23 protein-coding genes are annotated in these 25,337 nt (G+C 59.7%); 11 read left to right on the plus strand and 12 right to left on the minus strand.

Going from position 1 to position 25,337, the window contains the following annotated elements; translation table 11 throughout:
* Nucleotides 1–13: 13 nt before the first annotated feature.
* The 4 genes from AC0L3N_RS05395 to AC0L3N_RS05410 form a co-directional block, all read right to left on the minus strand.
* Complete coding sequence (locus AC0L3N_RS05395) at nucleotides 14–928, minus strand: ABC transporter permease (RefSeq protein WP_473546182.1); 915 nt, start codon at nucleotides 926–928, stop codon at nucleotides 14–16.
* Nucleotides 928–1,887, minus strand: coding sequence for an ABC transporter permease (locus AC0L3N_RS05400; RefSeq protein WP_473546184.1), 960 nt, complete (start codon nucleotides 1,885–1,887; stop codon nucleotides 928–930). The genes AC0L3N_RS05395 and AC0L3N_RS05400 overlap by 1 nt, the downstream gene beginning before the upstream one ends.
* Before the next feature lie 82 nt (nucleotides 1,888–1,969).
* Entirely contained in the window at nucleotides 1,970–3,556 is a 1,587-nt protein-coding gene (locus AC0L3N_RS05405) for an ABC transporter substrate-binding protein (protein ID WP_473546186.1), read from the minus strand.
* Between the two features lie 41 nt (nucleotides 3,557–3,597).
* Nucleotides 3,598–4,347, minus strand: a complete 750-nt coding sequence (locus AC0L3N_RS05410) for a FadR/GntR family transcriptional regulator (RefSeq protein WP_473546187.1) — start codon at nucleotides 4,345–4,347, stop codon at nucleotides 3,598–3,600.
* 112 nt (nucleotides 4,348–4,459) lie between these two features.
* Here AC0L3N_RS05410 and AC0L3N_RS05415 point away from each other — a divergent pair, with 112 nt between their 5' ends.
* The 3 genes from AC0L3N_RS05415 to AC0L3N_RS05425 are packed head-to-tail and all read left to right on the plus strand — an operon-like array spanning nucleotide 4,460 to nucleotide 7,366.
* On the plus strand, nucleotides 4,460–5,431 hold the full coding sequence (locus tag AC0L3N_RS05415) for a Gfo/Idh/MocA family protein (RefSeq protein ID WP_123149255.1): 972 nt from the start codon (nucleotides 4,460–4,462) through the stop codon (nucleotides 5,429–5,431).
* Nucleotides 5,428–6,423 (plus strand): Gfo/Idh/MocA family protein, encoded by a 996-nt coding sequence (locus tag AC0L3N_RS05420; RefSeq protein ID WP_473546189.1) that lies wholly within the window; start codon nucleotides 5,428–5,430, stop codon nucleotides 6,421–6,423. The genes AC0L3N_RS05415 and AC0L3N_RS05420 overlap by 4 nt, the downstream gene beginning before the upstream one ends.
* Nucleotides 6,413–7,366 carry a dihydrodipicolinate synthase family protein gene (locus AC0L3N_RS05425; RefSeq protein ID WP_473546191.1) on the plus strand — a complete coding sequence of 318 codons (954 nt, stop codon included), beginning with the start codon at nucleotides 6,413–6,415 and terminating at the stop codon, nucleotides 7,364–7,366. Before AC0L3N_RS05420 ends, AC0L3N_RS05425 begins: the two co-directional genes overlap by 11 nt.
* A gap of 8 nt (nucleotides 7,367–7,374) precedes the next feature.
* On the opposite strand, the gene AC0L3N_RS05430 is transcribed toward AC0L3N_RS05425, so the two are convergent.
* Nucleotides 7,375–8,529 carry a glycosyltransferase family 4 protein gene (locus tag AC0L3N_RS05430; RefSeq protein ID WP_473546353.1) on the minus strand — a complete coding sequence of 385 codons (1,155 nt, stop codon included), beginning with the start codon at nucleotides 8,527–8,529 and terminating at the stop codon, nucleotides 7,375–7,377.
* A 408-nt stretch (nucleotides 8,530–8,937) separates the two neighbouring features.
* On the opposite strand from AC0L3N_RS05430, the gene AC0L3N_RS05435 reads away from it, so the two are divergent.
* The 3 genes from AC0L3N_RS05435 to AC0L3N_RS05445 all read left to right on the plus strand — a co-directional run bounded on the left by AC0L3N_RS05435 (nucleotide 8,938) and on the right by AC0L3N_RS05445 (nucleotide 11,082).
* Entirely contained in the window at nucleotides 8,938–10,395 is a 1,458-nt protein-coding gene (locus tag AC0L3N_RS05435; protein ID WP_123149258.1) for a DUF4214 domain-containing protein, read from the plus strand.
* A gap of 70 nt (nucleotides 10,396–10,465) precedes the next feature.
* Nucleotides 10,466–10,768 (plus strand): oligosaccharide flippase family protein, encoded by a 303-nt coding sequence (locus AC0L3N_RS05440; RefSeq protein ID WP_473546193.1) that lies wholly within the window; start codon nucleotides 10,466–10,468, stop codon nucleotides 10,766–10,768.
* Complete coding sequence (locus AC0L3N_RS05445) at nucleotides 10,741–11,082, plus strand: oligosaccharide flippase family protein (protein ID WP_473546195.1); 342 nt, start codon at nucleotides 10,741–10,743, stop codon at nucleotides 11,080–11,082. The genes AC0L3N_RS05440 and AC0L3N_RS05445 overlap by 28 nt, the downstream gene beginning before the upstream one ends.
* Nucleotides 11,083–11,162: 80 nt before the next feature.
* Here the strand turns inward: AC0L3N_RS05445 and AC0L3N_RS05450 are convergent, their stop codons facing one another.
* The 3 genes from AC0L3N_RS05450 to AC0L3N_RS05460 all read right to left on the minus strand — a co-directional run bounded on the left by AC0L3N_RS05450 (nucleotide 11,163) and on the right by AC0L3N_RS05460 (nucleotide 14,979).
* Nucleotides 11,163–13,247: an oxidoreductase gene (locus tag AC0L3N_RS05450; protein ID WP_473546197.1), complete on the minus strand. Its 2,085-nt coding sequence runs from the start codon at nucleotides 13,245–13,247 to the stop codon at nucleotides 11,163–11,165.
* A 174-nt stretch (nucleotides 13,248–13,421) separates the two neighbouring features.
* Nucleotides 13,422–14,174 (minus strand): FkbM family methyltransferase, encoded by a 753-nt coding sequence (locus tag AC0L3N_RS05455; RefSeq protein ID WP_473546199.1) that lies wholly within the window; start codon nucleotides 14,172–14,174, stop codon nucleotides 13,422–13,424.
* A gap of 367 nt (nucleotides 14,175–14,541) precedes the next feature.
* Complete coding sequence (locus AC0L3N_RS05460) at nucleotides 14,542–14,979, minus strand: PIG-L family deacetylase (RefSeq protein ID WP_473489088.1); 438 nt, start codon at nucleotides 14,977–14,979, stop codon at nucleotides 14,542–14,544.
* 89 nt (nucleotides 14,980–15,068) lie between these two features.
* On the opposite strand from AC0L3N_RS05460, the gene rfbF reads away from it, so the two are divergent.
* From rfbF to AC0L3N_RS05485, 5 genes are all read left to right on the plus strand, one after another.
* Nucleotides 15,069–15,908 (plus strand): glucose-1-phosphate cytidylyltransferase, encoded by an 840-nt coding sequence (rfbF, locus tag AC0L3N_RS05465; RefSeq protein WP_473546201.1) that lies wholly within the window; start codon nucleotides 15,069–15,071, stop codon nucleotides 15,906–15,908.
* On the plus strand, nucleotides 15,844–16,887 hold the full coding sequence (locus AC0L3N_RS05470) for an NAD-dependent epimerase/dehydratase family protein (RefSeq protein WP_123149260.1): 1,044 nt from the start codon (nucleotides 15,844–15,846) through the stop codon (nucleotides 16,885–16,887). The genes rfbF and AC0L3N_RS05470 overlap by 65 nt, the downstream gene beginning before the upstream one ends.
* 19 nt (nucleotides 16,888–16,906) lie before the next feature.
* Nucleotides 16,907–18,160, plus strand: a complete 1,254-nt coding sequence (locus AC0L3N_RS05475; RefSeq protein ID WP_473546203.1) for a class I SAM-dependent methyltransferase — start codon at nucleotides 16,907–16,909, stop codon at nucleotides 18,158–18,160.
* A complete protein-coding gene (locus AC0L3N_RS05480; protein WP_473546205.1) occupies nucleotides 18,157–19,377 on the plus strand; it encodes a class I SAM-dependent methyltransferase in 1,221 nt (406 codons plus the stop codon). Before AC0L3N_RS05475 ends, AC0L3N_RS05480 begins: the two co-directional genes overlap by 4 nt.
* 145 nt (nucleotides 19,378–19,522) lie before the next feature.
* On the plus strand, nucleotides 19,523–20,695 hold the full coding sequence (locus AC0L3N_RS05485) for an acyltransferase family protein (RefSeq protein ID WP_473546207.1): 1,173 nt from the start codon (nucleotides 19,523–19,525) through the stop codon (nucleotides 20,693–20,695).
* Here AC0L3N_RS05485 and AC0L3N_RS05490 read toward each other — a convergent pair.
* The 4 genes from AC0L3N_RS05490 to AC0L3N_RS05505 all read right to left on the minus strand — a co-directional run bounded on the left by AC0L3N_RS05490 (nucleotide 20,682) and on the right by AC0L3N_RS05505 (nucleotide 25,267).
* Nucleotides 20,682–21,737 (minus strand): DUF707 domain-containing protein, encoded by a 1,056-nt coding sequence (locus AC0L3N_RS05490; RefSeq protein WP_123149262.1) that lies wholly within the window; start codon nucleotides 21,735–21,737, stop codon nucleotides 20,682–20,684. The genes AC0L3N_RS05485 and AC0L3N_RS05490 overlap by 14 nt on opposite strands.
* Nucleotides 21,738–21,776: 39 nt before the next feature.
* Nucleotides 21,777–22,736, minus strand: coding sequence for a glycosyltransferase family 2 protein (locus AC0L3N_RS05495; protein ID WP_473546209.1), 960 nt, complete (start codon nucleotides 22,734–22,736; stop codon nucleotides 21,777–21,779).
* A gap of 30 nt (nucleotides 22,737–22,766) precedes the next feature.
* The gene (locus tag AC0L3N_RS05500) at nucleotides 22,767–23,750 is read right to left on the minus strand and encodes a class I SAM-dependent methyltransferase (RefSeq protein ID WP_473546355.1); all 984 of its coding nucleotides are present in this window, start codon (nucleotides 23,748–23,750) and stop codon (nucleotides 22,767–22,769) included.
* A 233-nt stretch (nucleotides 23,751–23,983) separates the two neighbouring features.
* A complete protein-coding gene (locus AC0L3N_RS05505; protein WP_425294118.1) occupies nucleotides 23,984–25,267 on the minus strand; it encodes a glycosyltransferase in 1,284 nt (427 codons plus the stop codon).
* Nucleotides 25,268–25,337: the final 70 nt, after the last annotated feature.

A 25,337-nucleotide genomic window follows, 5' to 3' on the forward strand; every position in this document is an offset into this window, starting at 1 on the left:
AAAAACCTTCAGGTCAGTTGAGATCGGAACGAGGGTCGAATGCATCGCGCAGGCCATCGCCGATGAAGTTGATAGCCAGCACGGTGAGCACGAGTACGGCGCCGGGAAACATCCATTGCCAAGGATATTGCTCGAGCACCACGGTGGAGCGGGCGAGATTGAGCATGTTGCCCCAGCTGGCTTCGGGCGGTGCGATGCCGAGGCCGAGGAAGGAGAGACCGGCTTCGAGTAGAATGGCGTTGGCGATCTGCAGCGTGGCGTAGACGACAAGAATGTCGATGCAGTTCGGCAGGCCGTGACGGAACAGGAGATGCGGCAGCCCCGCCCCCATGCCACGGGCGGCGACGACGAAGTCACGCTCGCGCAGCTCGAGCAGCCGCGCGCGCACCATGCGCGACAGCACCGGCCAGGAGAGCAGTGAGATCACCAGGATGGTCGGCGCAATGCCGGTGCCGGCGATCGAAGCGAGCACGAGCAGGAAGATCACCGGCGGCAGCGTCATTGCGAGATCGACGAAGCGCATCACCGTGGCGTCGACAAGACGCCCGCCGAAGCTGGCGACGGCGCCGACCAGGAAGCCGATGACGATCGATATGGCGACCGAGCAGACGGCGACCAGCAACGAGATCCGCCCGCCTTGCAGCAGCCGGGCCATGACGTCGCGGCCGACGCCGTCGCTGCCTAGCCAATGAATGGCGGACGGTCCCTTGTTGATCGCCCTGAGATCGATGGCGTTGGGGCTGAACGGCCACCATAGAGGATAGGTCGAAACCGCCAGCAGGATGGGGATGACGATAAGCAGACCGGCGCGCGCCGCACGATTTTCAAAGAAGCGGTCGAGCGCGCGGCGGAGCGGTCCTCTGGTTTGCGGCACGGCTGTCGGGTCGACTGCCGGGTCAACTGCCGGATCTGGCGCGGTGATCGTCATCACGACACCTGAATGCGCGGGTCGACGACGGCATAGACGATATCGGTCAGGAGATTGACCAGAATGACGCAGATGCCGATTACCAGGGTGGCGCCCATGATCACCGGGTAATCCCTTGTGCCTACGGCGTTGACCAGCAGCAAGCCCATGCCCGGCCAGTTGAACACGCTTTCGAGGAAGATGGCGCCGCCGATCGCGATGCCGACCGTTGAGCCGATCAGGGTGATAACAGGCAAAAGCGCATTGCGGGTGGCGTGCTTGATGATCACCCAGAATTCGCGCACTCCCTTGGCACGTGCGGTCCGCACATAGTCTTGGTTGAGCACTTCCAGCAGCGACGCGCGCATATAACGCATGATCAGCGCGGCGTGTCCGATGGACAGCAGGCAGGCGGGCAGGACGAGGTGCGCGAGCACGTCCGATACGGAAAAGGGTGCGCCGGCGGTCTGCATGCCGCCTGATGGCGCCCAGCGCAGCAGCACCGAGAAAAAGTACAATCCGAGAAGCGCCGTCAGAAAAGCCGGGCTGGAGATGCCGACGAAAGAAACCACCGACAGAGCGATGTCGGGCAGCGCGTTACGGCGGACGGCGCTGAAGATGCCGGCGGAAATGCCGAGCACGATGGCGATGGCCAAGCCGGTGCTCATCAACAGCGCGGTTGGGCCGATGCGCTCCATGACCAGCGGCAGCACGGCAACGCCGCCGCGCTGGATCGAATAGCCGAAGTCGCCGCCGAGCGCAGCGCGAAGCCAGGCGAGATATTGCACGGGAAGCCTCTGGTCGAGCCCAAGCCGGTCACGCAGGACTTCGAGGTCGGAAGCAGACATCGGCCTGGACGGATTGATATAGGCGTCGATCGGATCGCCGGGCGCCAGCCGCAGAAGGATGAAGATGAGGACGCTCAGGGCGACCAGCATCAACAGTCCGGTAGCGCTGCGGCGGGCAATGAAACTCAGCATTGGCGGTCCGTGGTGATGGTGAGCGGGGCCGGCATCGTGCCGGCCCGTTTCATTGGCGGGCCAGAGTGGCCCGCCAGCCGTTTTACTGGATGTCCCAGCGTTCCGGGTGAGCCGCATAAGGACCGCCGGCCGGCGCCGGCGTCCAGACAAAGTCACGCAGCTTGTTGAAGGCGACGCCATAGCGGTTGGCCACCCATAATGTCGCCCAGGGCAGATCCTTGTTCATCACCTTGCAGACTTGCTGCCAGGATTGATCGATCTTGGCCGGATCGGTCTGGCCGAGCGCGGCGTCCAATGCAGCGCTGAGATCGTCGAACTCGATGCGCATGGTGTTGAAGCCTGCCGGCGGGATCTGGGACTTGTTGAGACCCGGGCTGATGCCAGCCGGATTCGGACCGTTCTGCAGGCCGGCATAGACCATCGCAAACGCGTTCCAGTCCGGCGTGCCTTCCTTGTAGACGATGCCGTTATAAGTCGGCGTATCGACGACGCGCGGCACCACATTGATCCCGACCTCGGCCAGCATCGACTGGATGGCAGCCATCACATTGGCCGCTTGCGGCGAGCCGTAATAGGTCAGCAAAGTGATCGGCTTGTCGCCGTTGATCTTGTCCCAGCCAGCCTCGGCAAGCAGAGCCTTGGCCTTTGCCGGATCATAGGCATAGGGTTCGAGGCCTTCGGGAAGCAGGTGCGGCGCGACGTAGCCGCAATTGGCGGGTTTGGCCGCCCCGCCATAGAGGCTCTCGATGATGGCATTGCGATCGATCGCGTACATGATCGCCTGGCGCACGCGAACATCCCTAAAGAGCTCGACCTTCTGGTTGAGGCCGATGTAGTTGACCACATAGGAGGCGCCCTCGATCACCTTGAAATTGCTGTCGCTCTTGAAGGATACCGCATCGTCGGGCTCGACATAGGTGAACTGGATTTCGCCGGCGCGCAGCGCGGCAACGGCCGCCGCCGGGCTTTCGAAATACCTGTTGATGAGCACGTCGACCTTCGGCTTTCCGCCGCGATAGTCGTCATCCGCGGCCAGTTCGACATATTGATCGCTGACATAGCGCTTGAACTTGAAGGGGCCGGTGCCGACCGGAGTGGTGGACCACCAGGTGCTCGTGGCCAGCGTTTCCGGCGGCATCGCGGCCAGGGCATGCTCCGGTAGGATCATCACCTGCGAGAGAATCGACAGGAAGGAGCTGTTGGGCTTCGACAATTTGACGACCACGGTGCGATCGTCCGGCGCGTCGACCGACGCGATGTCGCCGAGGCGCGCGGCAAACAAACTGCCGGAGGCTTTGTTCCTGGCGAGCTCAAGCGTGAACTTGACGTCCTTGGATGTGAACGGCTTGCCGTCGTGCCAGCTCTCCTGGGCAAGGTTGAACGTATAGGTCAGCTTGTCGTCGCTGACCTTGTAGCCCTTGGCCAGATCGCCTTCGAGTTCGGTCAGATTGGCGTTGTAGATGACCAGCGGTTCAAAATAGGTGCTGAGCCAGGTAAAGCCGCCGGTCGCGGCCAGCGGATTGAAGTTCTTGGGAAAGCCGCCGGGCCCGACGTCGAAGCCCCCGGTGATGGTCTTGGCGTCCTGTGCCTGGACGCTAGTGGCCAAGCCGATGCCGCCGAGCAGCAGTCCGGTAACGGCCAGATGACGAGCGATAGTCTTGATGCGCATGGTATTCCTCCCTTGTCATTGTCAGGAAGTCCGGCGTTGGGTCAGGTAATCCGGTTTTTGGCGATGACTTGCTGAATACCCCTGTAGTGGTCGTCGAGGCGCTGACGCGCCCGGTCGACGTCCTTGGCGGCGACGGCCTCGACGATCTCGTGATGGTCGCGCCACGTCGCCAGCGGTGTTGGATTGTCGAGACTGGTGAAGTTCGAGGCCTTGTTGAACGCCACCCAGAAGATGTCGATCAGCGCGCTCAGCATGTGATTGTTCTGGCAGCGGAACAGCAGCTGATGGAATTGCTGGTCCTCTTCGGCAAAGCTCTCCTGGCGCTCGGCGCGCCGCCGCATGCTTTCGGTCAGCTGGCGCAGCGCGGCGATGTCTTCGGCGCTGATCATCTCGATGGTCTTGGCGATGAGGCCGGTTTCAAGGACCCGGCGGATCTCGCGCAGCTCCTCCACGTCGCGCAACGAGTCCTGCAGGCCATATGCCAAATTATCCAGCAAGGGCTTGAACGAGAATTCCTTGACGAACACACCGATGCCGCGACGCGTCTCCAGAATGCCGATAGACTCCAGCGCCTTGATCGCTTCACGCACCGAGTTGCGGCCGACGCCGAGCCGCTGCGCCAGGAAGGTCTCCGGAGGCAAGGGGTCCCCCGCCTTGAGCTTGTTGCTCTGGATATATTTCCTGAGGCTCTCCTGCACGCTGACGTGAAGCAGCGGCGGTCGGGTCAGCGGTTCGATCGATTTTTGTTCCGAGATCAACTTGGTCTCCGAGATCGATTTGGGTTCCGGCATTTTGCTTCCAGAGCCGCTGCAAATGCGCCCGATGGCGCGTCGCAAAAGCGGTCGATGCTTGTAGCATAGCGACTTGTAGGATATCCTGCAAGCGAGAGGATTACATCGCTGAATGAAGATAGTTCTGGCCGGCTCAAGCCATTGGCACGCCGAAATGCATCTCGACGCCGCAAAGTCTTGTGGCGCCGAAATTGCCGGCATCTGGGATGAGGACGCGGAGCATGCGCGCGCCTTCGCGGCGCGCCATCATTTGCCGTTCATCACCGATTTTGCGAAAATCCTCTCCAACCCGCCGGACGTGATCCTGCTGATGGGACATCCTTCGACGGTGCCGGCGCTGGCGAGTGCCGTCATCGAAGCCGGCATACCGCTGATCCTGGAAAAGCCGGCGGCGAGCAGCACCGCAGCGTTGGCCGCACTGCGCGACTTGGCGAGGCAGCACAGGGCGTTTGTCAGCGTTCCCCTGCCCAACCGTTTTGGGCCGGCCGTCACTGCCTTTGAACGGCTGCGCAGCCAAGGCCGCGCCGGTGCGGTTGCGCATTGCCAGTTCCGGCTGGTCAACGGCCCACCGCAGCGCTACGCGGCCGAAGGCGTCGCCTGGGTCGTGGATCCGGCGATCGGCGGCGGCGGCGCGCTGAGGAACCTAGGCATACACGGCGTCGACGCGGCGCTCGGTCTGGCAACAGGCGGGCTTGGACTGAAAGCCGTTTCGATCGAGAACCGCATTCACCGCGCCCTGGTCGAGGATCATGCGCTGCTTATGCTGGAGGACGCTGCCGGAACGTTGTTCATCGTCGAGGCCGGATACACTTTCGCGTCGATGCGCCCCGGCGGCGACTTCGAATGGCGCATCGTCAGTGAGAATGCGACCCTCATCGACTATGGCGACCGCGCCATCTGTGCGACGCTCGACGATGGCGCTATCGTCGACCTGGCGATCGAATTGCCGGCGACGCGCTACCGGCTGTGCATGAGCGACACGCTCGACCGGCTGGCTCGAACGGCGCCGCCGGCGACTTCAATCGATGACTATGTTGCGGCGATGTCGCTGATCGACGCCGCGTATGAAAAGGCAGGACGATGATTGGAATAGGCATTATCGGAGCCGGCGATTTCGGCGCGGCCCATGCAAGGGCAATCAAGCAAGTGCACGGCCTGCATCTCGTCGCATCGTGCCGCGGGAACAACGATGCCCTGGCCGGCTTCACCAGCGAACACGGTGGTCGCGGCTACACCGACTGGCGCAAGCTGCTGGACGACAAGGACGTCGATGCAGTCCTCATCGCCAGCCCTCACCATCTCCATGCCGAAATGGCGATCGGTGCGGCAAAGGCCGGCAAGCACGTCATGCTCGAAAAGCCGATGGCGCCGACGGCGGCGGCATGCGATGCGATCAATGCCGCAGTGGCCGCCGGTCGCGTCAAGCTGATGATGGCCCATCTCATGCATTTCGCCCTGCCCTGCATGGCCGCCAGGCAGGCGCTGGAGGAAGGAGCGCTCGGCCGGCCGCTCATCGGATCGAGCTGGATCATCAAACTCTGGATGGAGCACAATCGCCGCGACTGGCATCTGCGCAAGGAGACCGGCGGCGGCATGCTGTTGACCGCCGGCATTCATGCGCTCGACCGCCTGGTCTGGCTGATGGATGACGACGTCGTGTCGGTGAGCGCCATGCTCGGCGCCAAGTTCCATGGCCAGGAAGCCGACGACACCGCCCTGCTCGGACTGCGCTTCGCCGGCGGCGGGCTCGGCCAGGTGCAGAGCGTTGGCTATCGCAATGGCGCGACCGGCTACGCCATGGACCTGGTCTGCGAGCAGGGGACGCTGCGCATCGACATGGACCGCGGCACGATGCTTGGCCGCGATACCACCTGGATCGACCTGCCCGGTTCGTTCGAGCCGAACTGGATGCACAATGCGCTGGTGCGTGAGTGGAGCGCGATGGGCGATGCCATTGCCGACAACAAGCCGGTGCCGGTCGACGGCGCCTATGGTCGCAAGATCATCGGCATCATCGAGGCCGCCTTTGCGTCGAACGAAACCCGGCGCGAACACGAAATCGCCGGTGCGCGCTGAACCGGACGACCACCTGACCCACTTGCCCGCACACGCGCCGCGCGGCGTCTGGGGCGCGGTGATGCTGGCCATCGGCGATCGCGGTGCGGTCGACTGGGAGGCGACGGAAGAGACGGTCGCGCGGCTCTGTGCATCAGGTGTCGATGGCATCTATTCCAACGGCACGGCCTGCGAATTCCACTGCCAGACCGAACCCGAGTTCGACCGTCTTTGCGACCTGGTGGCCGCGATAGCCGGCCGCGCGCGCCTGCCCTTCCAGATCGGCATCAGCCAGTCCAATCCGCGCGTCGCGCGCGAGCGGTTGACGCGGGTGTCGGCGCTTCGCCCGGCGGCAGTGCAATTCACCTTGCCCGACTGGTGGCCGCCCAGCGACAACGAGGTCATGCGCTTCGTCGGCGGTCTTTGCGAGACTGCGCCTGACATGCCGCTGGTGCTCTACAATCCACCGCACGCCAAGCGCCGCCTGACGCTCCAAGGCATCGCCAGGCTGCGTGCAGCCGTGCCGTCGCTCGTCGGCGCCAAGCTGCCGGCCGGCGACGCCAGCTGGTACGCCGACATGCGCCGCGAACTGCCGGGATTTTCGGTCTTCGTACCCGGCCATACGCTAGCGACGGGATTTACCCAGGGCGCCCATGGCAGCTATTCCAATGTCGCCTGCCTCAACCCGAAGGGCGCGGTGACGTGGTGGCAGATGATCCGCACCGACGTCGCAGCCGCTGCCGAGGTCGAGACGCGCATCCAGGCTTTTCTCGCCACGCACGTTCTGCCTTTTCGCGCTCGCTACGCTGTCAGCGATGCGGCGCTCGACAAGGCGATGGCGGCGGCCGGCGGCTGGGCGCCGCTTGGCCCGCGACTGCTCTGGCCCTACAGCTCGGTTCCCGACGGGGAGATCGCGACGCTGGCCGAAGCCGCCCGCACGGCCTTCCCCGAATGGTGGCAGTGACCGTCGGTTTAGGGCGCTGCGGCCGCACGTCGCTCATTCGGACTGCATTCGACTTCCCTAAGTGGTGGCACTTCTGGAAATCCATCCACGCTGGCCATCAGTTCCAAATACCGTTGAGCCGACGCGGCCCACTGAAATCGGGCCGTCCTTGCGCGACCGCGTGCGATTAATTTGGCTCTGAGGCCTTTTTCGTGGACCAGGCGCATGAAACAATCGAACCATGCATTCTCATCACAAGGTGATGCGTACAAAACCGCATCCCCGCCGATTTCGGGCAGACTGGCACGGTCCGACATGACCACCGGACATCCAAGTGTCATGGCTTCGAGGGGCGGCAGTCCGAAACCCTCAACCAGGGAGGGGAACGCGAGGCATAGGGAATCGCGCAGAAGTGCGCCGAATTCCGCGTCCGACCTTCTTCCCAGCCAAATGACGTTCGTCGACGTCTTGTTGCCAATGCTGCCGAAAACACGGGGCGTTGACGCGCCCACAACAACAACCCGTAGCCCCGCCGCGGCAAGGCGGTCGTGCATGCCAATGATCAAGCCGACATTTTTGTGCGGGATAGAACTGCCGAGTACGATGATCGTACCAGGGCCGGCAACTGCCAGGGTTTGTTCCGAGTGACAAGAAGCCCATCGCAGCGCATGTTCATGCCCGTTACCCACAACCTCGGCCTTTGCCGCCGGGCACACGCCATAGCGCGTCAATTCACCTGCAGAGTATTGCGATACTGTCGCGACCTTAAGCGCGGTCCTGCCCAAGGCAGGAATTAAGGTGCGGTAAAGAAGCCGAAATGGAAATGAATAACTCTGTGGGCATGCCCGTGTATTGACGTCGTGAATGCACAGCACCTGCCGGCGTACGGCGAGAGGGCCCGTATTGCAGAGGCTGAGCAGGCCGCCGCGAAGATAGGCCGGAAGCACAGCTTGCTCCCATGCATGCCCCCCGAAGCTGCCGACAGTCCTGACACGGATCGCGGCTAAGGACAACGTGTCAAGCGTCCCCGGTGGGACCAGCAACTCGACCGTTAGATCCCGCGCCAAGGGAGCTTGGCCCACGATCAAGGCATCCAGCGCCGAAACGATCTCGCGTGCGTACCGCTGAACTCCGGTGGTCGGCTGCGCGAGAAAACGGCCGTTGATCGTCCAATGTCGTGTCATCACAGGGTTTTGGTCACCAGCGCCATGTCTCAGTTCCGCGACTTTGGACGACCAAGACGGCAGGGTCATCTTGGCCTTTGGGACGTAACCGGTCGTTTGCCCGAGAGGCTTCCCGGCAGCTCTCATCCGAATGGCGTGGCAAATCATGGGCGTTTACGCCAAATGTTTGAGGTTCGGCGTGGCGCGGCAGTGGTAGACTGCGTTGGGCAGTGCGGCAGGTCTCAATCGTCGTGCTCGGATGGATGTCAGGCAGAGTTCAGCGAATGGAGTGATGCCGAAAATGTCTGGCGCAAGACAAGCAAGTTCGCGCTGATGCAGCGGCCGACCAATCCATCGCAACCAGGTTCCATTGGACGGGCCGTCGCCGCGACCAGACGTCTTTGGACAACCCTGGCATGCCTGCTGGGCATGACGGCTTCGTGCGCAGCGGATCTGCTATGGGGGGTGAACGGCCATCCCTTCAACGCCTATCCTGGGATATCGATCGAACAGCAACTCGACTATATCCGCGACCTCGGCATGAAGTCGTATCGCGTCAACATTTCCAGCGCCGACAGCGCCACCAAACTTGCCGAACTGGTCAAAGCGGGCAAGGAGCGCGGAGTCCAGATCCTACCGGTAATCACGCCCGAACTAGACCTCGACAATGAATCCGTCGATGACCTCTATGCGCAGGCCTACGATCTCGCGTCGACACTCGTATCCCGCTTCAAGGACGACATCCGCGTTTGGGAGCTTGGCAACGAGATGGAGAACTACGCTATCTTGATGCCCTGCGAGATGCAGGACAGCGGAATACAATACAACTGCTCCTGGGGCCCTGCCGGGGGCACCGAGACGTCCGACTATTTCAGTCCGCGCTGGGCGAAAGTAAGCGCAGTGTTGCGCGGTCTATCGGATGCAACCGTCGCAGTGGATCCGACCATAAGAAAAGCAATGGGAACGGCCGGCTGGGGTCACCGCGCAGCGTTCATCCGCATGCTGCAGGACGGTATCAAATGGGATATATCGGTCTGGCACCTTTACGAGGGTGACCCGGAGGAAGCATTCAAATTCCTGGCGACGTTCGGCCAACCCATCTGGCTGACAGAGTTCAACTACAGTGGCGGCAGCCAACGAGGGGAAAAGCAGCAGGCCGAAGGTCTGGTCCAGATCATGACGCTCCTGCGCAGATATCAATCTCTATATGGATTGGAAGCTGCCCATATCTACGAACTGCTCGACGAGACGTACTGGGCGCCAAGCTACGAGGCCTTTATGGGCCTCGTCCGCCTGAAGAAGCGTGACAACGGGCTATGGGCGCCGAGCGGGCAAAAGCTGGCATATGATGCCGTAAAGAAAGTCATTGCGGACGGCGATGCCGGCTCGAGTTCGCCGACGGTCTCGACGAAGAGCTTGCCGCCTGCGGCCCAGACGTCGGTACCCCCCATTGCCGATGCCGGTGCATTTCACCCCTGTTCGCTTGATGCGTTCGACAAGTCTGCCTTCAACCATGCCAACCAGATTGCATATGCTTACTGCCTAATCTTGCGTCGCATGCCGTCTCCGACCGAGCAGTGGCGCGAGGTCGTCGCGATGAAGAAGGATCCATCTATCTTTCCGACACTGACGAAGATGTTGCTTTCGGTCGAATTCAGGACTGACAATCAGCCAGTTGGGCTTGGAAATGCGCAATTTGTAGCCCTTCTCTATCGGACATTGCTGGGACGGGAGCCTGACGGCCAGGGGCTTTCTGCTTACGTATCGAAACTGGACAGCGGCGAGTTAAGTGGAGAACAGATCGTGGCGGAATTGATCCATTCGTATGAGTTTCGCTCGAGACACACGGTTCTGTTTCCCAACGAGCCTCAGCAGCGGGTTCAATGAACGTTTTCGGCCGACAGGTCGTCACTGGCGCTGTTTGGGCCGCTGTCGAGACCTGGAGCGACAGATCGCTATGTTCGGCGTATTTGTGGTGCTGGCGCGGCACCTTGGCCCCGAGGCGTTCGGGCTTGCGGCGCTCGCCATGGTGGTGCGCAAGATTCTGGCTGCTCCGGTAACGAGGGGTCTACCTGACGCCAATATCCAGCGGGAGGAAATCGATCCCATCCACCTTGGTTCGGCTTTCCGCCTCCTTGCGGCGACAGGCGTTGCGATCACTGCACTTATCTGGATATCCGCCGGTGCCATCGCGGCCGCGTTCGACCAACCGTGTTTGGAGGCGCTCGTAAAATGGACCAGCGCCATCGTTGTGATCTAGGCGTTTGGTGTCGTACCGGCGGCAGTCCTCAAGCGGCAACTGAATTTTCGACTGTTTGCCGTTGCACGCTTACAGGCTCGGAAGTCGGCGGCGCGTGGGGCGTAGGCATGGCTATCGCAGGTTCTTGCGTGTGGAGCCTCGTGTGGATGCAACTCACGAAGGCCGCAGTCGAAACCGCCATTGTGGTTGAGAAGAATGACCCGAAAGCGCTTGCAGCCCAAATCATCGGCCATCTTGGAGATCCAGGCGGGCGGCGAAACTGGGACGCCAGGGAGCCGCGCGGGTCGCCGATCTCTATTCGGGGGAAAAAATAGCCCGGTCGACCCGGGACTTGTACGATAAGGCCATCGTCATCCAACCGTTTACGGCTTGGAAAGCGAAACCGCCCTTTCGCTCAGCGCCGGGCCTTGAACGACGTGAACACCGAGCCCGTGTCATCTCCCCACTCCCAGTTGACGGCGAGTCCGACCCGCAAAATTTGAAAGGCGGCATCATCGGGATAGATGTCGGTGAGGCTTCGCTGCATCACCAGTTCGTCGTCGATCAAGATTGCAAACCGATTTCCGTCGAATGCAACGCGCATGCGAAAACGTTTTCCCCAAACGACCTTGTCCGCCACATTGGTCCAAACCGCGTCATAAAGTTCCTCAAAGCCGAGCCGCTTGATGAACACCGAAATCGAGGCACCCTGGTAGACGTCGTCGAGCCAAGTCGTGACACAAACGTAGTTGTCGCTGTCTTGCCAGAAAAGCAGTCCTGCCCGGCCGCGCTGATCTTGTCCTCGGCGCTCCCCGGGAGGCTCGATTGTGACCTCGAGATCGGCGAATCCCGGTAGGTCCCATGGCAGCGAATAGAATGTTCGACCGGGGTTCGGTCTGTCTACGCTCGCGCGCACACGAGCGCTGCCCAGCCCGTCGACGTCGATGACCCCGGTGCCCAGTGTTCTGGCCCATTGCCCGCCGCCCAGCTCCGACATGCGGCGATCCAGTTCGCCGGCAGTACCGGTAAAGCCGTCGGCGTAGGACAGGCTTGCTCCGAGTTGGTTCCAAGGTGCCCCCAGAGGCGCCATTAATGGGATGGGAACTTCGCAAGGATGAGCCTCGAAATTATGCCAGCGCGGCTCGCTGTCGAAGCTTTTCCATATACCTACTCCGGTAGCGTTCTCGACCGAATCGGCCTCGACAGACGCTTCGAAAAGGCGAATCCCGTCTAGAAAGCAGCTCACCTGACCGTTCCAGTCAAGAATCTGGACCGAATGGATAGTACACTCGCGCAAAGCGTGTTCCGTACCGGTCGCGATCGCAATCTCTTTGCCCGATTGCTTGCGCACCAAGGTCCATCCGAGCGTCGACAGTTTCATCACCCAGAAATTGTCCTTGTCCCGAAACCGAAAGACGAGACCACACACATCCGAGACGGCGCCAATTTCCAGCAGTCCGTGGATCAATCCTGAAGGGCGACCAGGATCGACGACGGATAGGTTACCGCCAGCGTCCTGCGAAAAATGCCACCGCCCCCCGATTGCAGCGATTTGCCCCGGCCAGCCTTCAACGAGTGCATCGGCAACGTGGGCGGTTCCAAACAGTGTCGAAAATTCAGGTATCCGCCCGACTTGAACCGCTTGGACCCGTGTGTCGACCCGAAACCCGATCTGGCCAAGTGCCGACTGATGAACACCCGCAAACAGCTTTTCGTCCTTGTTGAAAGCATCGATCGCGATCGGACGCATCATCGGAAAAGCGGCAAGACCGTGAGCTTTTTGGTCGGCGGCCGCATAATAGATAGCGCCCTGCTCTCGCAACGCCACGACATAATAGACATGAACGTTCTTCAGGCGCCGAAACGCACTCAGGCATTGCTTTCCTACACGAGCCCACAACTCGCCGTTTTCGCCTTCGGCGGCATGCACGACAAAGCCGCAGCCCTCTTCCACGGGATTAATCGGCGCCTCACTGGGGAACCAACCGACAGCCAGGTTCTCGTCGATGTTCGATCCCCGGTAGGTCCTGGAGGTGCTAAGCGTCCACCACCAAAAACGGCGAAGGGTGAGCCTCTTTCGTGGCGCACGCATCAGGGAAACCAGACGGCCGGGCCATGGGTCAATGCCGGGTCCTCGCAGCCAACGGTAGACTCGCCTGGCGAGGTCTTCAGGCAATGGCGATCCCTGCGATGTGTTGTGGCCGTTGGTGATCGAGACCAATAGCACCAGACCAGCCTCTCGCTGAAAGGGACCATAGGAGATCCCTTGCCGGCCCCAGCCTGGCCTGACCAGCGGCTGGAAACGAAGTGCGCCGTGATCGATCGCGATCTGACGTTCGATGTCGCGTCCTCGCCTGACACCTCCCTTAACTGCCAAGGTGCCAATTACCGCACCGCGGGCGCGTTCATCTTGAAAATTGTCTGCGACAAGGACCTCCGGCCGGGCAACGCCGGACCCAGCCTCTTCAGCAGTTTCTGCCCAGTCATGACGGTGCAACAACTAAGACCCTCCTCACCTCGTCATGGACTGCGCGAGAATCGTACGAGGTTCTTCAAGGCATCGATGACGTGTCGCAGCCCCGGGCAGAAGTCGCGCACCGCCTCGCCTTTCCCGCTTGATCACGCTTGCTGTCCTTGCATGAGATTCCCTTCCATAGCGCCGCAAATATAGTTCTTAGGCGCCCACCGGCTGCGCCAGGACGTGTTCGACCCGCCATCCTCCATTGCCATAGGAGGCTGGCAGCGGTTTCAATGCGTAGCCTGCAGCAGTCAGGAGTTCCGCGATCTTTCGGGCCTTGCGGTCGAGCCCCTCGCGTGTTGCATCGTCGACCTCATAAATCACCTTCGGACGGTGCCTCCGCAGCGTTTCCGTCATACCGCCCAGGACGTCGATTTCGGCGCCTTCCACGTCGATCTTGACCAGCGAGGGCGGCCTGAGGCCTCGGTGGGCGATGGCATCGTCAATAGTGACTATGCTGACTTCCAGCCGGCCATTCATGTCCGGCGGTGCTCCCGCCGAGGCAAGTGTGGCGCCGCCGATGTGATGGGCGAGCAGAAGCTGGCCACGACCGGTTGTCGCGCCCGCGGCTTCGGCGAACACCCGTATCGTGTCGAACCCACTGAGCCGCGCACTTTCTGCGACAGCGGCGGCGTTGCGGGGGACAGGTTCGAACGCATAGACTTGGCCACGCGGCCCTACGCGGCGCGCGGCGATGAGACAGAAGAATCCGATATTCGCGCCGATGTCGAAAAAGGCGTCGCCGGGCGCCAGGTTTGCCGCGATCGCCTGTTGGATGGGCGGCTCGTACGTGCCGCGAACAAAGTTCGGGTCGGCGCTCTGCGCCACGAGCTTGAGACCGGCAGCCTCTCCCTTGGCTATGACGCGCGCGTCGCAGAACACGCCGAGGAACTTTGCCGTCAATCTCACGCGCTCTTCCCCAATCTGCGACGCCTCGGGACGCGGGCCAGCCGTGCCGCTCGCCGCGAAGGTGACAGATTGTGCACCCGGGATCGAGCCCGACAACGGTTGGCCGCCTCCTACTTCCTCCGGCTGATCGCTACTCCGATTGTCTCATTCTGGGTATCTGCCGGCCTTTCGGTCCAATGGAACGGTGGGATCGTTGCGCCAGACATGGATATCCTTGGGAGCATCCTACCCAATTGAAACGAACTCGCGATCGCCGTCGCCGTCGACCGCGCGGGCGCCGAGATGGTTCTCCAAACCTTCGCCGACCAGTTGCTCGACGAACCGCCCGTCCAGATTGCCATGATGAGGTCCGGCCGGCCATCGTCATTCATATCGGCCACCGAAAGACTGTTGAGGGAGCCACGCGAGGTGATTTCCTGCTGCTCCCAGTTTGACCTGAAGTCGCCGGGATTGCGCACCAACAGGCCTTTGCGTGGTCGGCCTGCCCCTTTTCCCCACTCCGATCGGCAGATCCGCCCAACCGGCAAACCGCCTCGATCGCTTCGTCCTCACCGGTGATCCGCTGGGCCTCCATATCAAGCCGATTTGAATGGGATGCCGAACCATCGGTAACGAAAATAAACCGGATATCGGCGCCCGAGCTGAACTTCTTGCTGGCGACCCCTCCACATCCCAACGTCTCATCATCGGGATGGGGTGCAATGATGACAGCCGACGCCTGCCAGTCTGCTACGTCGAATGGATGAGACCGCTTACGCATCGCTGTATCGAGCATAGCGCCAATCGTATGCCTGACGTCATGCATCGATGGTTCCGATCATCCCTTCTTCGGTGTGGTTCAACCCGACCTGCGCATGGTAGCAAAACACTGTAGGCGATTGGGGTGAGAAAACAATGAAGGTAGGAATTCTTGCTGGCGGACTGGGAACGCGGCTGGCGGAAGAAACCGAAATCCGGCCGAAACCGATGGTCGAAATCGGAGCAAAGCCGATCCTTTGGCATATTATGATGCATTACTATGCCTATGGACACCGCGAATTCGCCGTCGCGCTGGGATACAAGGGCGAATACATCAAACGCTGGTTCAGCGACTATGTCGCATTCGATGGCAGCTTGACTGTCAATGCCGCATCGGGAAGCGTCAAGCGCCACTCGAACTCGCTGCCTGATTGGTCCGTCGATCTTGTGGAGACGGGGCTGAATACCCTGACGGGCGGCCGCATAAAACGCCTGATCGACTGGATGGGCGACGAGACGTTTATGCTCACCTGGGGCGACGGCGTTTCGGACGTCAACCTTGATGACCTGATCGCTTTTCACAAGTCGCATGGCAAGCTTGCAACGATGACAGCGGTGCGTCCGCCAGCACGCTACGGGCACATCGAATTCGACGGCCATCGCGTTGTCGACTTCACGGAAAAGCCGCAGGCCTCAGAGGGTTGGATCAATGGCGCCTTCTTCGTGCTCGAGCCGGGCGTAAAGGACTATATCGATGGCGACGATGTCATGTTCGAACACGCGCCAATGCAACGGCTCGCGACCGACGGCCAACTGATGGCGTATCGCCACGAATCCTTCTGGCAATGCATGGACACAATCCGGGAAAAGCATCTCCTTCAGAAATTGTGGGACAGCGGGCAGGCGCCCTGGAAAACATGGGAATTGATCGATGAAAGTTCTGGTTACAGGCCACCTCGGCTACATCGGTTCCGTCCTGACTCCGATGCTGCTTGAACGCGGCCATCACGTCACGGGACTAGACAGCGACATCTTCCGGTCATGCACTTTCGTAGGGACGTTGGCCGAAGTGCCGACGATCGAGAAAGACATCCGTGACATCGAAATCGACGACGTCGCCGGCTTCGACGCGATCATCCATCTCGCAGGACTTTCAAACGATCCGTTGGGGGACTACCGACCCCTCCTTACCGAAGAGATCAACTGCGGCGCTTCGGTAAGGCTTGCGCAGCTCGCCAAGGCCGCCGGTGTCCAGCGGTTCCTATATGCCTCCTCTTGCAGCAATTACGGCGCGGCAGGCGACAGCTTTCTAACTGAAGATGCTCCCTTCAACCCGGTGACGCCTTACGGCGCCTCAAAGGCCAATGTGGAGCGAGCGGTCGCGCCGATGGCGGATCAATCGTTCAGCCCGACATTCCTGCGTGCTTCCACTGCCTACGGCCTGTCGCCTCGCATCCGCTTCGATCTCGTGGTCAACAACCTGACCGCCTGGGCCTACACGACCGGCCTGGTCTATCTCAAGAGCGACGGCTCGCCATGGCGTCCGATCGTCCATGTTGAGGACATTTCGCTGGCCTATATTGCGGTACTCGAAGCCGAGCGAGAGCTGGTCCACAACGAGGCATTCAATGTCGGCTTGACCACGGAAAACTATCAGATTCGGGAGATCGCGGAGTTAGTGCAAACGATCGTTCCCGACAGCCGCGTGAAGTTCGCGCCCGACGCCGGGCCAGACAAGCGGTGCTATCGCGTCGACTGCACCTATATTGGTCGCCGCCTGCACGGTTTTAAGCCGCAATGGACGGCGCGGCGCGGTATCGAACAGCTCTATTACACATTTCGCGCAGCAGGCCTTGCACTTGGGGATTTCGAGGGCGAGCGATTCAAGCGCATCGCCCATGTGCAGAAGCTGATCCAAGATGGCGAACTGGATACCGATCTGCGCCGCATGCCGCAGTTTGCGGTAGCGGTTTGAGCAAACACAGCCGGGAGCCATGGCCATGATGATTGCTGGTGCAGCCTCTGTAACCGAGCAGGTTTGCCGCTCCTGCGGCGGGAGTCATATCGACACGTTCCTGAAGCTCGGCACGACGCCACTTGCCGATCGGCTTCCCGTGAGCGTCGACGATGACCAGGAAGAGCCGGCCTTCCCACTCAACGTGGCCTTCTGTTGTGATTGCAGTTTGGTACAGATCACGGAAACGGTGAACCCCAGGATTCTGTTTGCCGATGCCTATCCGTACTACTCCTCGTTCTCGCAAGCGCTGCTGAGGCATTCCCGAGACAATGCGCGTGACTTGATCGAGCGTCGTAACTTGGATGCCAACAGCTTTGTGGTCGAGCTGGCGAGTAACGACGGCTATCTCCTGAAGAACTATGTCGAGGCGGGCATACCAGTACTCGGCATCGACCCCGCCGAAGGACCTGCCGCCGCTGCGGACAAAATAGGCGTGCCGACACGCCTGGCCTTTTTTTCCCGTGAACTGGCGGAGAAGCTTCGCCAACAGAAGATGCGGGCCGACGTCATTCACGCAAACAACGTTCTCGCCCACGTGGCCGACACCAATGGTTTTGTTGCAGGCATTGCGCGGTTGCTCAAGGACGACGGCGTTGCGGTGATCGAGGCGCCATATGTCGAACCAATGATCGACCATTGCGAATTCGACACGATCTACCACGAGCACCTCTGCTATTTCTCAGTGACGGCATTGGACAAGCTGTTTCGACGGCATGGCCTTTATCTCAACGAGGTAAAACACTTGTCGATTCATGGCGGTTCACTTCGCCTGTATGTCGAATTGCGGGAACATGTCGGAGCGAGCGTCACCAACCAGATCGCTCATGAAAGAGCACGAGGGATTGACGCCATCGATTACTATCTCGATTTTTCCGCGACGGTCGACAAATTGAAAGTCGAGCTCTCCACATTGCTACACCGGCTGAAAGCCAGCGGCGCCTCAATTGCTGCCTATGGAGCAGCGGCCAAAGGCGCTACCTTGATCAATACGGTCGGCATCGGACGCGATCTCGTCGACTTCGTCGTAGACCGCAACACCCACAAGCAGGGCAAGCACATGCCCGGTCAGAAAATTCCGATCCGCTCTACGGAAGCTCTGTTGGAGGCCCAACCTGACTACGTTCTCGTGCTTGCCTGGAATTTCCTCGATGAGATCATGGAACAACAGGCTGAATATCGAGCCAGGGGCGGAAAATTCATCGTTCCCGTGCCGAACCCGCGGATCGTGTGACCGTGCAAGTCCAAAGCGCTGCCTGCGCCGAGGCGCATGAACCGGCGACGAATTCGATGCGTCTTCGCGGCGATTGTCCTGTCTGTCGGCAGAGGAATCTGCTGCACTCGGTATCATTCGACGCCATTCCATTTTCGTGCAATTCCCTGCACCCTGACGCAAACTCGGCCGTTGCTGCACCGACTGGCCAATTCGTTCTCGCGTTTTGCCGCAATTGTGAACATTTCTTCAACGCGGCGTTTGAAGACGGTCGGATCGGCTATACGCAGAATTACGAGAACTCCCTGCATTTCTCGCCGCGCTTCGTGGCCTTCGTCGAGGATCTCGCTGATCGCCTATCCGCAGCTTACGCACTCGATGGAAAACTGGCCTTGGACATCGGTTGCGGCAAGGGTGATTTCCTCAAGCGACTTTGCTCAACCAGCGGCGCCAGAGGCATTGGTTTCGACAGGAGCTTCGAAGACAATCGGGGCGACGACGTCGCCGGCGTCGAGTTCATCAATGACTGGTTCAGCGATGCCTATCCGGACGTCAAGCCTGACTTCGTCTCCTGCCGTCACGTCCTGGAGCACATAGCCAGCCCGATCGCCTTCCTGCAGGGGCTTCGCTCCCATCCAGGCGTTGAGCCGAGCACCGTATTTTACATCGAGGTGCCTAATGCCCTCTATACATTGCGCGACATGGGGATCTGGGATCTGATCTACGAGCATGTATCCTACTTCACGCCGCACTCACTGCGGGTGGCGATGGAGACAGCAGGATTCGAGGTGCTTGACCAGGGCGCGTCGTTCGGTGACCAGTACCTCTTCATCGAAGCAAAGCCTAGCGAGCCCCGGATGATGGCCCCGTATTCAAAATCTGAAAAGATCGATGCGCTCGTCAACCGATTCGACCGAACCTATCGCGACAAGGTCGCCTGGTGGCGCGATTACTTGTCAAACAGGGATCCGGAGCGGACCGTTGTCTGGGGTGCGGGATCGAAGGGCATTACATTCGTCAACATCGTTCCTGAAGGGGCGCGGATTGGGGCGCTGGTCGACGTCAACCCGCACAAGCAGGGGCGCTTTGCTCCTGGCACCGGGACACCGGTGGTTGGTCCCGAGAGCCTGCGCGGCAAGCCCCTGCAGTCTATCGTCGTGATGAATCCGCTCTATCGAGACGAAGTTGCCCAGGCCGCCTGCAAGCTCGGTCTCTCAGCGGAGATCATTGTGGCATAATTCGGCGATCTGCGGCTTGCGCTTTGCGTCTGTGATCCCACCGATGTCGATCCGGTCGAGGTTGACCGGAGCGCCCGCCTTGTAGGCAGCGACGAGAGGAAAATGCGGAGCCCAAGCCCACGTTGAAGTCGGGAATCCTTCCGGTATGGTTTTCAATGTTCAGGTCATGCGGGCGATCGCCGCGACTTTGGTGGTCTGGGTTCATACCCAGGAACTGATAGTGACCGACGTCCTTCCGCATTGGCTGAGGAGTTTTGGATACGGAGGTGTGGACCTATTTTTCGTCATAAGTGGATTCATCATGGTCCGCACGACACAAAATAAAAACATACGGCCCATTCAATTCTACAGGAAGCGTATCCTTAGGGTGGCCCCTCTGTACGCGTTTTTCACAATTCTTATAGTGATTTTGAGCGCGACCATGCCTGATGTTTTAAACAGCACTCAAATAGAAGTTTCTCAAATCGCAAAATCTCTAGTTTTTATTCCGTTTGAGAAAACGCCAGATAGCCTTTACCCAATTTACTACCTTGGTTGGACTTTGAACTACGAAATGTTTTTTTACAGCATTTTTGCAGTCGCGTTGTTGTTGCCCAAACGCGCCAGGCTCATGGCGATCACCGCTGTTATCGTCTCTCTTGCCGGTATCGGAAACAGCATTGGAGGTCTTTCCGATTATGGGGTCGCGGCTTTTTTCTATACGAGGCCAATCCTGATGGATTTCGTATTGGGAGTGCTGGCGGCGAGCTACTTCCACGATTCGGCGCGCACCGCCAGAAATCCCATGAGGTGGTGGCTATGCCTCGCCGCCGGGGTCTCTTGGCTCGCTTTTGGAGGGGAAGTCATCGGTTTCGGCGACGTCCCCGTCTCGCCACCGACCGATACCTTCCTGAGGTTCGGCATCGCATCCGGCTTGATTGTGGCGGGAGTGGTCGGGCTGGAGCAATCAGGGACAAGGATCGACTCTCCACTGATGCAACGTGCGGGTGACGCAAGTTATTCGATATATCTGTCACACTATTTCTTTATCGCGGCGGTCATCGCCGTTGCCAATCGGTTGGAGTTGAACGACGCTGCTCGCGCCCTGCTCGCGCCCGCCACCATGGCGGCGGCGGTAGCCGTGGGTTTCGCAACCTATCATCTGCTGGAGCGTCCATTCGCTGGTGACCTCGGCATCTACCAACGCCTCGCCAGGCTGTTTGTGGCACCGCCTCCCATGCAGCCGCGCGCCATTACCGAGGAAGCTGTGATGGGGACTACCCGGAAAGTCCAAAGGCCAGATGCCTTAGAGTCAGACTCACAATCTAAGACGACGTGAAACCAGTACCTTGCGATTTTCCGGATGAGCGGGTGGACGGACGCTCGATAGATCCAGGCGGTGGCATTCGGCGACCCACCTTTTGCGGTTGACGGCCTGACTTTACCACTCCATCGACGTCGATCCGTTGCAGGTTGACCGGCCTCAGCCAGCAGTGTCGCGTATAGTCGGTTGAGCGGCGCATAAACTGCGCCCATTTAAGTGGCGTCTTGGACAGCGCCCGCCAAAGGGACAGCGAGTTAAGGCCGATCAGAAAGCGAGACCGGATGAGCTGCCCGCGCCGGTCAACCGCTGCATAGGTTACGAACCCGCGAAACGCAGCGCCGAACCTCTTCAGCACGGCATCAACCTGTACGTCGTAACGCTCGTTGGCGGCGAAACCTTGAAGCGACTTTGTTGTCCCGACTGGCCGCGTGTGTCTTACAACGACATCGTCAACTATGGCGTAACGCAACCAAGGCATGTCAGTCAGGCGGGTCCAAAGAAGGTCTATTCCCGTCTCGTAGCCAAGCCCGAATAATTTCAACGCCGTTTGCAGGCACCTGGCGCTGAACACCGGACACATCATCTCGACCGTGTTGGTATATCGCAACAAGTATCGCTTGCCGCTGACAAGTGTCGCTGCGTAGGAGAAATAGCTATCCCAAGACAGCGCTGGCTGAAACAGATCAAGTTTATATTGGCGGCCGATTGCGAACAGGCGATTCAAGTCCAGCTTCGTCACCTCGATGTCATCGTCGATCAATGCAATGAGATCATACCGCGTCACAATTTCAGGGTAGCATTGAAACAAGGCATGATACCCGGCGATCTTGCGCCCCGGCAGAAATACACTGAAATCGTTCTGTCCATGGGAGACGCCAGGCTCGTAGGCAGCCACGAGAAGATCGAAGTCGGCTTCGCCCGTCCCCTCAGTCCAGCCGGCATGCAAAGAGCTACGCCCTGCCCGGACGATCACCAGATTTCTCTTGCCCGAGCCCTCCGGCAATTTTCGAAAGGCTGACACTGCTGCGGCCGCGGGCGTGACTTGGCGAAGGTTCATGCAAAGCCTCCCGGCGGGCGCCGCACCAGATCACTCGTTCTAGCCAGGAGATCGGTTTGAGACGGCGTGAATGCGTTTCAGCGCTCCCAGCCCAGCGCCGCGGAGCTTGGTACGAAGCTTCGGAGAAACAACGCCCACAAGTTCCAGGCAAAATCTCGCGATGAGCAGCGGATCCAAGATCCATGCAACCAGATGAAACAGTGTCATACCCATCGGTGCTGTGCGCCTGTGCCGATAGGCAATCGCGACGAGGTGTTTTAGCCGCCTCGATAATTCAAACGCATTCGCATTAGAGCCGCCAGGATTTTGCCAAGCCAATCGTTCGGAGCTCGGCAACCGCACCGAGCGCGTCGGATGGTCGCGGCTGTATAGTATCGCGTTGGGCGCGTGAACAAACGTCCCGAGAAGAGCCATCTCGGCCAGAAGCGCACAGTCGGAGCCGTAGTAGGGCTCGTGCAATGTCGTTTTGACTAAGGAATCCCGACGCCAAAGGCCGAACATCGCCGCATCCCATCCGTGCGCAGCAACCATCAACCGGAAGCGGGACGCGGGCGACGATCCTTGCATGTCCGGCAGCACCCTTTCGACATAGGAAGTCAGCTGCCCGGTCTCGTCGATTCCCAGCAGTCGCGGGTAGGCAATGACGTGGCGGGCATTCGCGTCAAGCGCACGCACGCAATCCGTCAAGAAACCACTGCTCAAGAGGTCATCGTGCGCGCACCATTTGAAATATTCGCCCGAGCTCAATTCGAAAGCTCGATTGAAATTGGCCGCGGCCCCTAAATTGCGTGCGTTTCGGACATAGCGGACGCGCTTGTCCCGCCGCGCGTATTCCAAACATATATCGGCTGTTCTATCTGTCGAAGCATTGTCGGTGATGACAAGCTCGAAATCATCGAAGTCCTGCTCAAGGATCGACTGGATCGCCTCGGCGACGAAATTCTCGCCGTTGTAAACCGGCATACCAAGGGACACTTGCGGCGACTTGGAATGTTCCATTTTCCGGGTTCTTCTTTAACGAAAGTGCGATCAGACCGCGACGATTTCGGGTCGCAGGTCCAGCGCTTTCAAGGATTGCGCCACTTCATTCAGGTATATCGGGTTCATCACGATGACCAAGTCAGGCGGAGTGTCCAACAGGTCGCTAGGCGCAATGACCGGGTGACCGGTTCCGGGCGTAAACTTGCCTTGCTTGTAAGGGTTGATGTCGACTGCTGCCCAGACTTCGTCTCCAAGCTGCAAGGTCGTCAGGAACGACACTGCCTTGGAGCCGCCGCCCCACAGGACGACCCGCCGGCCGGCGGCGTGCGCGGCGCGAATGCGCTCCTGCCAGGAATTCTGAACGGCTCGCACGCGAGCGGGAAAGGTTTCCGCCAAACGGTGCATCACTTCCAGATCGTGCTCGAGCGGTAGTCTCGGTGTCGTCCGGCCTGCCGACGGCCGGGCGTACTGAACGATGTACTGGTTGTCATAGACGAGTTCCAGATCGGTAACGTCGAAACCTTCCTGGCGAAACAGGCGTGCGTGCGCGCCAGGACTGAAATAGGAGCAATGCTCGTAGTAAATGTCCCAGAACGCGCTCTCTACGAGCACACGTTTTGCATCGGGCGTTTCGAAGACGGCCCAATCCTGGGTCCTTTTGCCGATCATCTTGCGGATCAGCCGCACGAAACTCGACACCGAGCTTAGGTGCTCGAGCGTGTGGCGACAGAGGACCGTATCCGCCTGGAGATGCTGGTAGTCTGGTCCGAAAAAATCGACGATGATCTTGACGTCGCCGTACTCGTCATTACGGCCTTTGTCGGCTCGATAAGCTGGATCGATGCCGAGCCCGGTGGCGCCACCCGATATGCAAAGTTCGCGGAGAAATTCACCCTTGCCGCAGCCGATCTCCAACACGTGCTTGCCGGCTATCGCACATTTTTGTGCAATCTCGCGTGCAAGTCCCTTCGCGAAATTGTTGAAGGTGCTGGAAAAATGCTGGGATTCCTCAAAATTGGTCGAATAGCCCATGACCGTTTCGTCAAAGGCCTTGTTGAATATGAACCCGCATGCTTCGCAGAATGCGAGGTCAAGGTCGCGGCGGGGAAAGGCGTGGGCTGCTTGGGCCGAATTAAGCAGGACGCAGCTATGCACCGGGATGGATTCGACCCGGTAGATTGACCGGCTGACGGGGGCCGAGCAGCACGGACACGCGGCCGGTCGAAGCGCTTTGCTGTTGCTTGCCATGTGAAGGTCAAATGAATTCATTGTAGAATTGGCTCGATAAGTGAACCGGTTATATCGCGCGTCGAGCTCTCGGCTCCGAAGAGTTCATTGTACTCGGTTGCGCGAGCGAGTTGGACAGACTGGGCCAGGCCGAGGGCGTCGAGAATCGCCAGGTCGAATCTTTCCTCGGAGAACCGGGTCGCGTTCATGCGACAGGCGTGCGGCGTAATGGACAGCGCATTTTTCTCGAATAGATCAATGGCCTCAGCTACGGAATCGATGGCCTGACGGTCGAAGAGCACACCTGTCGGATGGGCGCTCTCGCCAAGCGGCCGGACAATGTCGCGCGCGCCTCCGCGGCCGAAGGCGATCAATGGCGTGCCGCACGCCTGGGCCTCGGCAAGCGCTATCCCGAAATCCTCGCATCCAGCGAACACCATCGCACGAGCATTGGCGATTCTTTCGATGTATTCATGCCGCGGCAGATAACCGGTGAAGACTATGTTGGAGCCGGCAAGCGATCGCAGATGCTTGGATTGTACTTCGTCGCCTACAACAATCAGGCGACGCGACGGCGTTTTGCTGAACGCCTCGATTATCAGATCCGTACGCTTATACGGGGCGTGGAACGCGGCGGTGACGTAGTAGTCATCCTTGTTGACGACGAGTTTAAAATCCTCGATGGCGACGGGCGGATGGACTACCCGCGCGTCGCGGCCGTAAATCCGTTCGATTCGGGAGCGGACATAATTCGAGTTTGCCAGCATCAGGTCAGGACCATGTGCCGTTCGGGTGTCCCAGGTCCGCAGCCTGTGAAGCATGTAACGAAACGCAAGACCTTTCGGTCCAAATCCCAAGCCGGCTTGCTGCAGATAGGAGAATTGTTCGTCCCACGCATACCGCACCGGACTGTGCACATAGCACAGGTGTAGTTGGTCTGGGCGAGTCAGAACGCCTCGAGAGAATGCGGCCGAAGAGGAAATTACCGCATCATAACCTGTGACATCAAATTGTTCGATCATAAACGGACAGAGAAAGAAAAGTGACCTGTAGTACTTTTCCACGAATGGAAGTCGATTCATGCCGGAAACGTGGAAAACTACGCCTGGAAAATACTCTTCCTTGATTTCCTTCGGGAGAAAATCAAAGAGGGTAAAGACCTCGGCTCTCGGAAAAGTCTTGCAGATCCGAGCAAGGACCTGCTCCCCTCCCCGAAAGTTGGGGCACCAATCATGCACGACGGCGATGCGGGCATTGCGGTCTATCGCGGCAAATGGCGTTTTGCTGATGGATCGCAAATGTTTGGCATCACGGCCCACCATGGTGGTTGCTTTCGGCTGTCGCACATGGCGCATGCTTTGCCCCTCACGGAATGTTGGCACCTTTTTCCGG

Source organism: Mesorhizobium sp. WSM4807 (assembly GCF_055811615.1).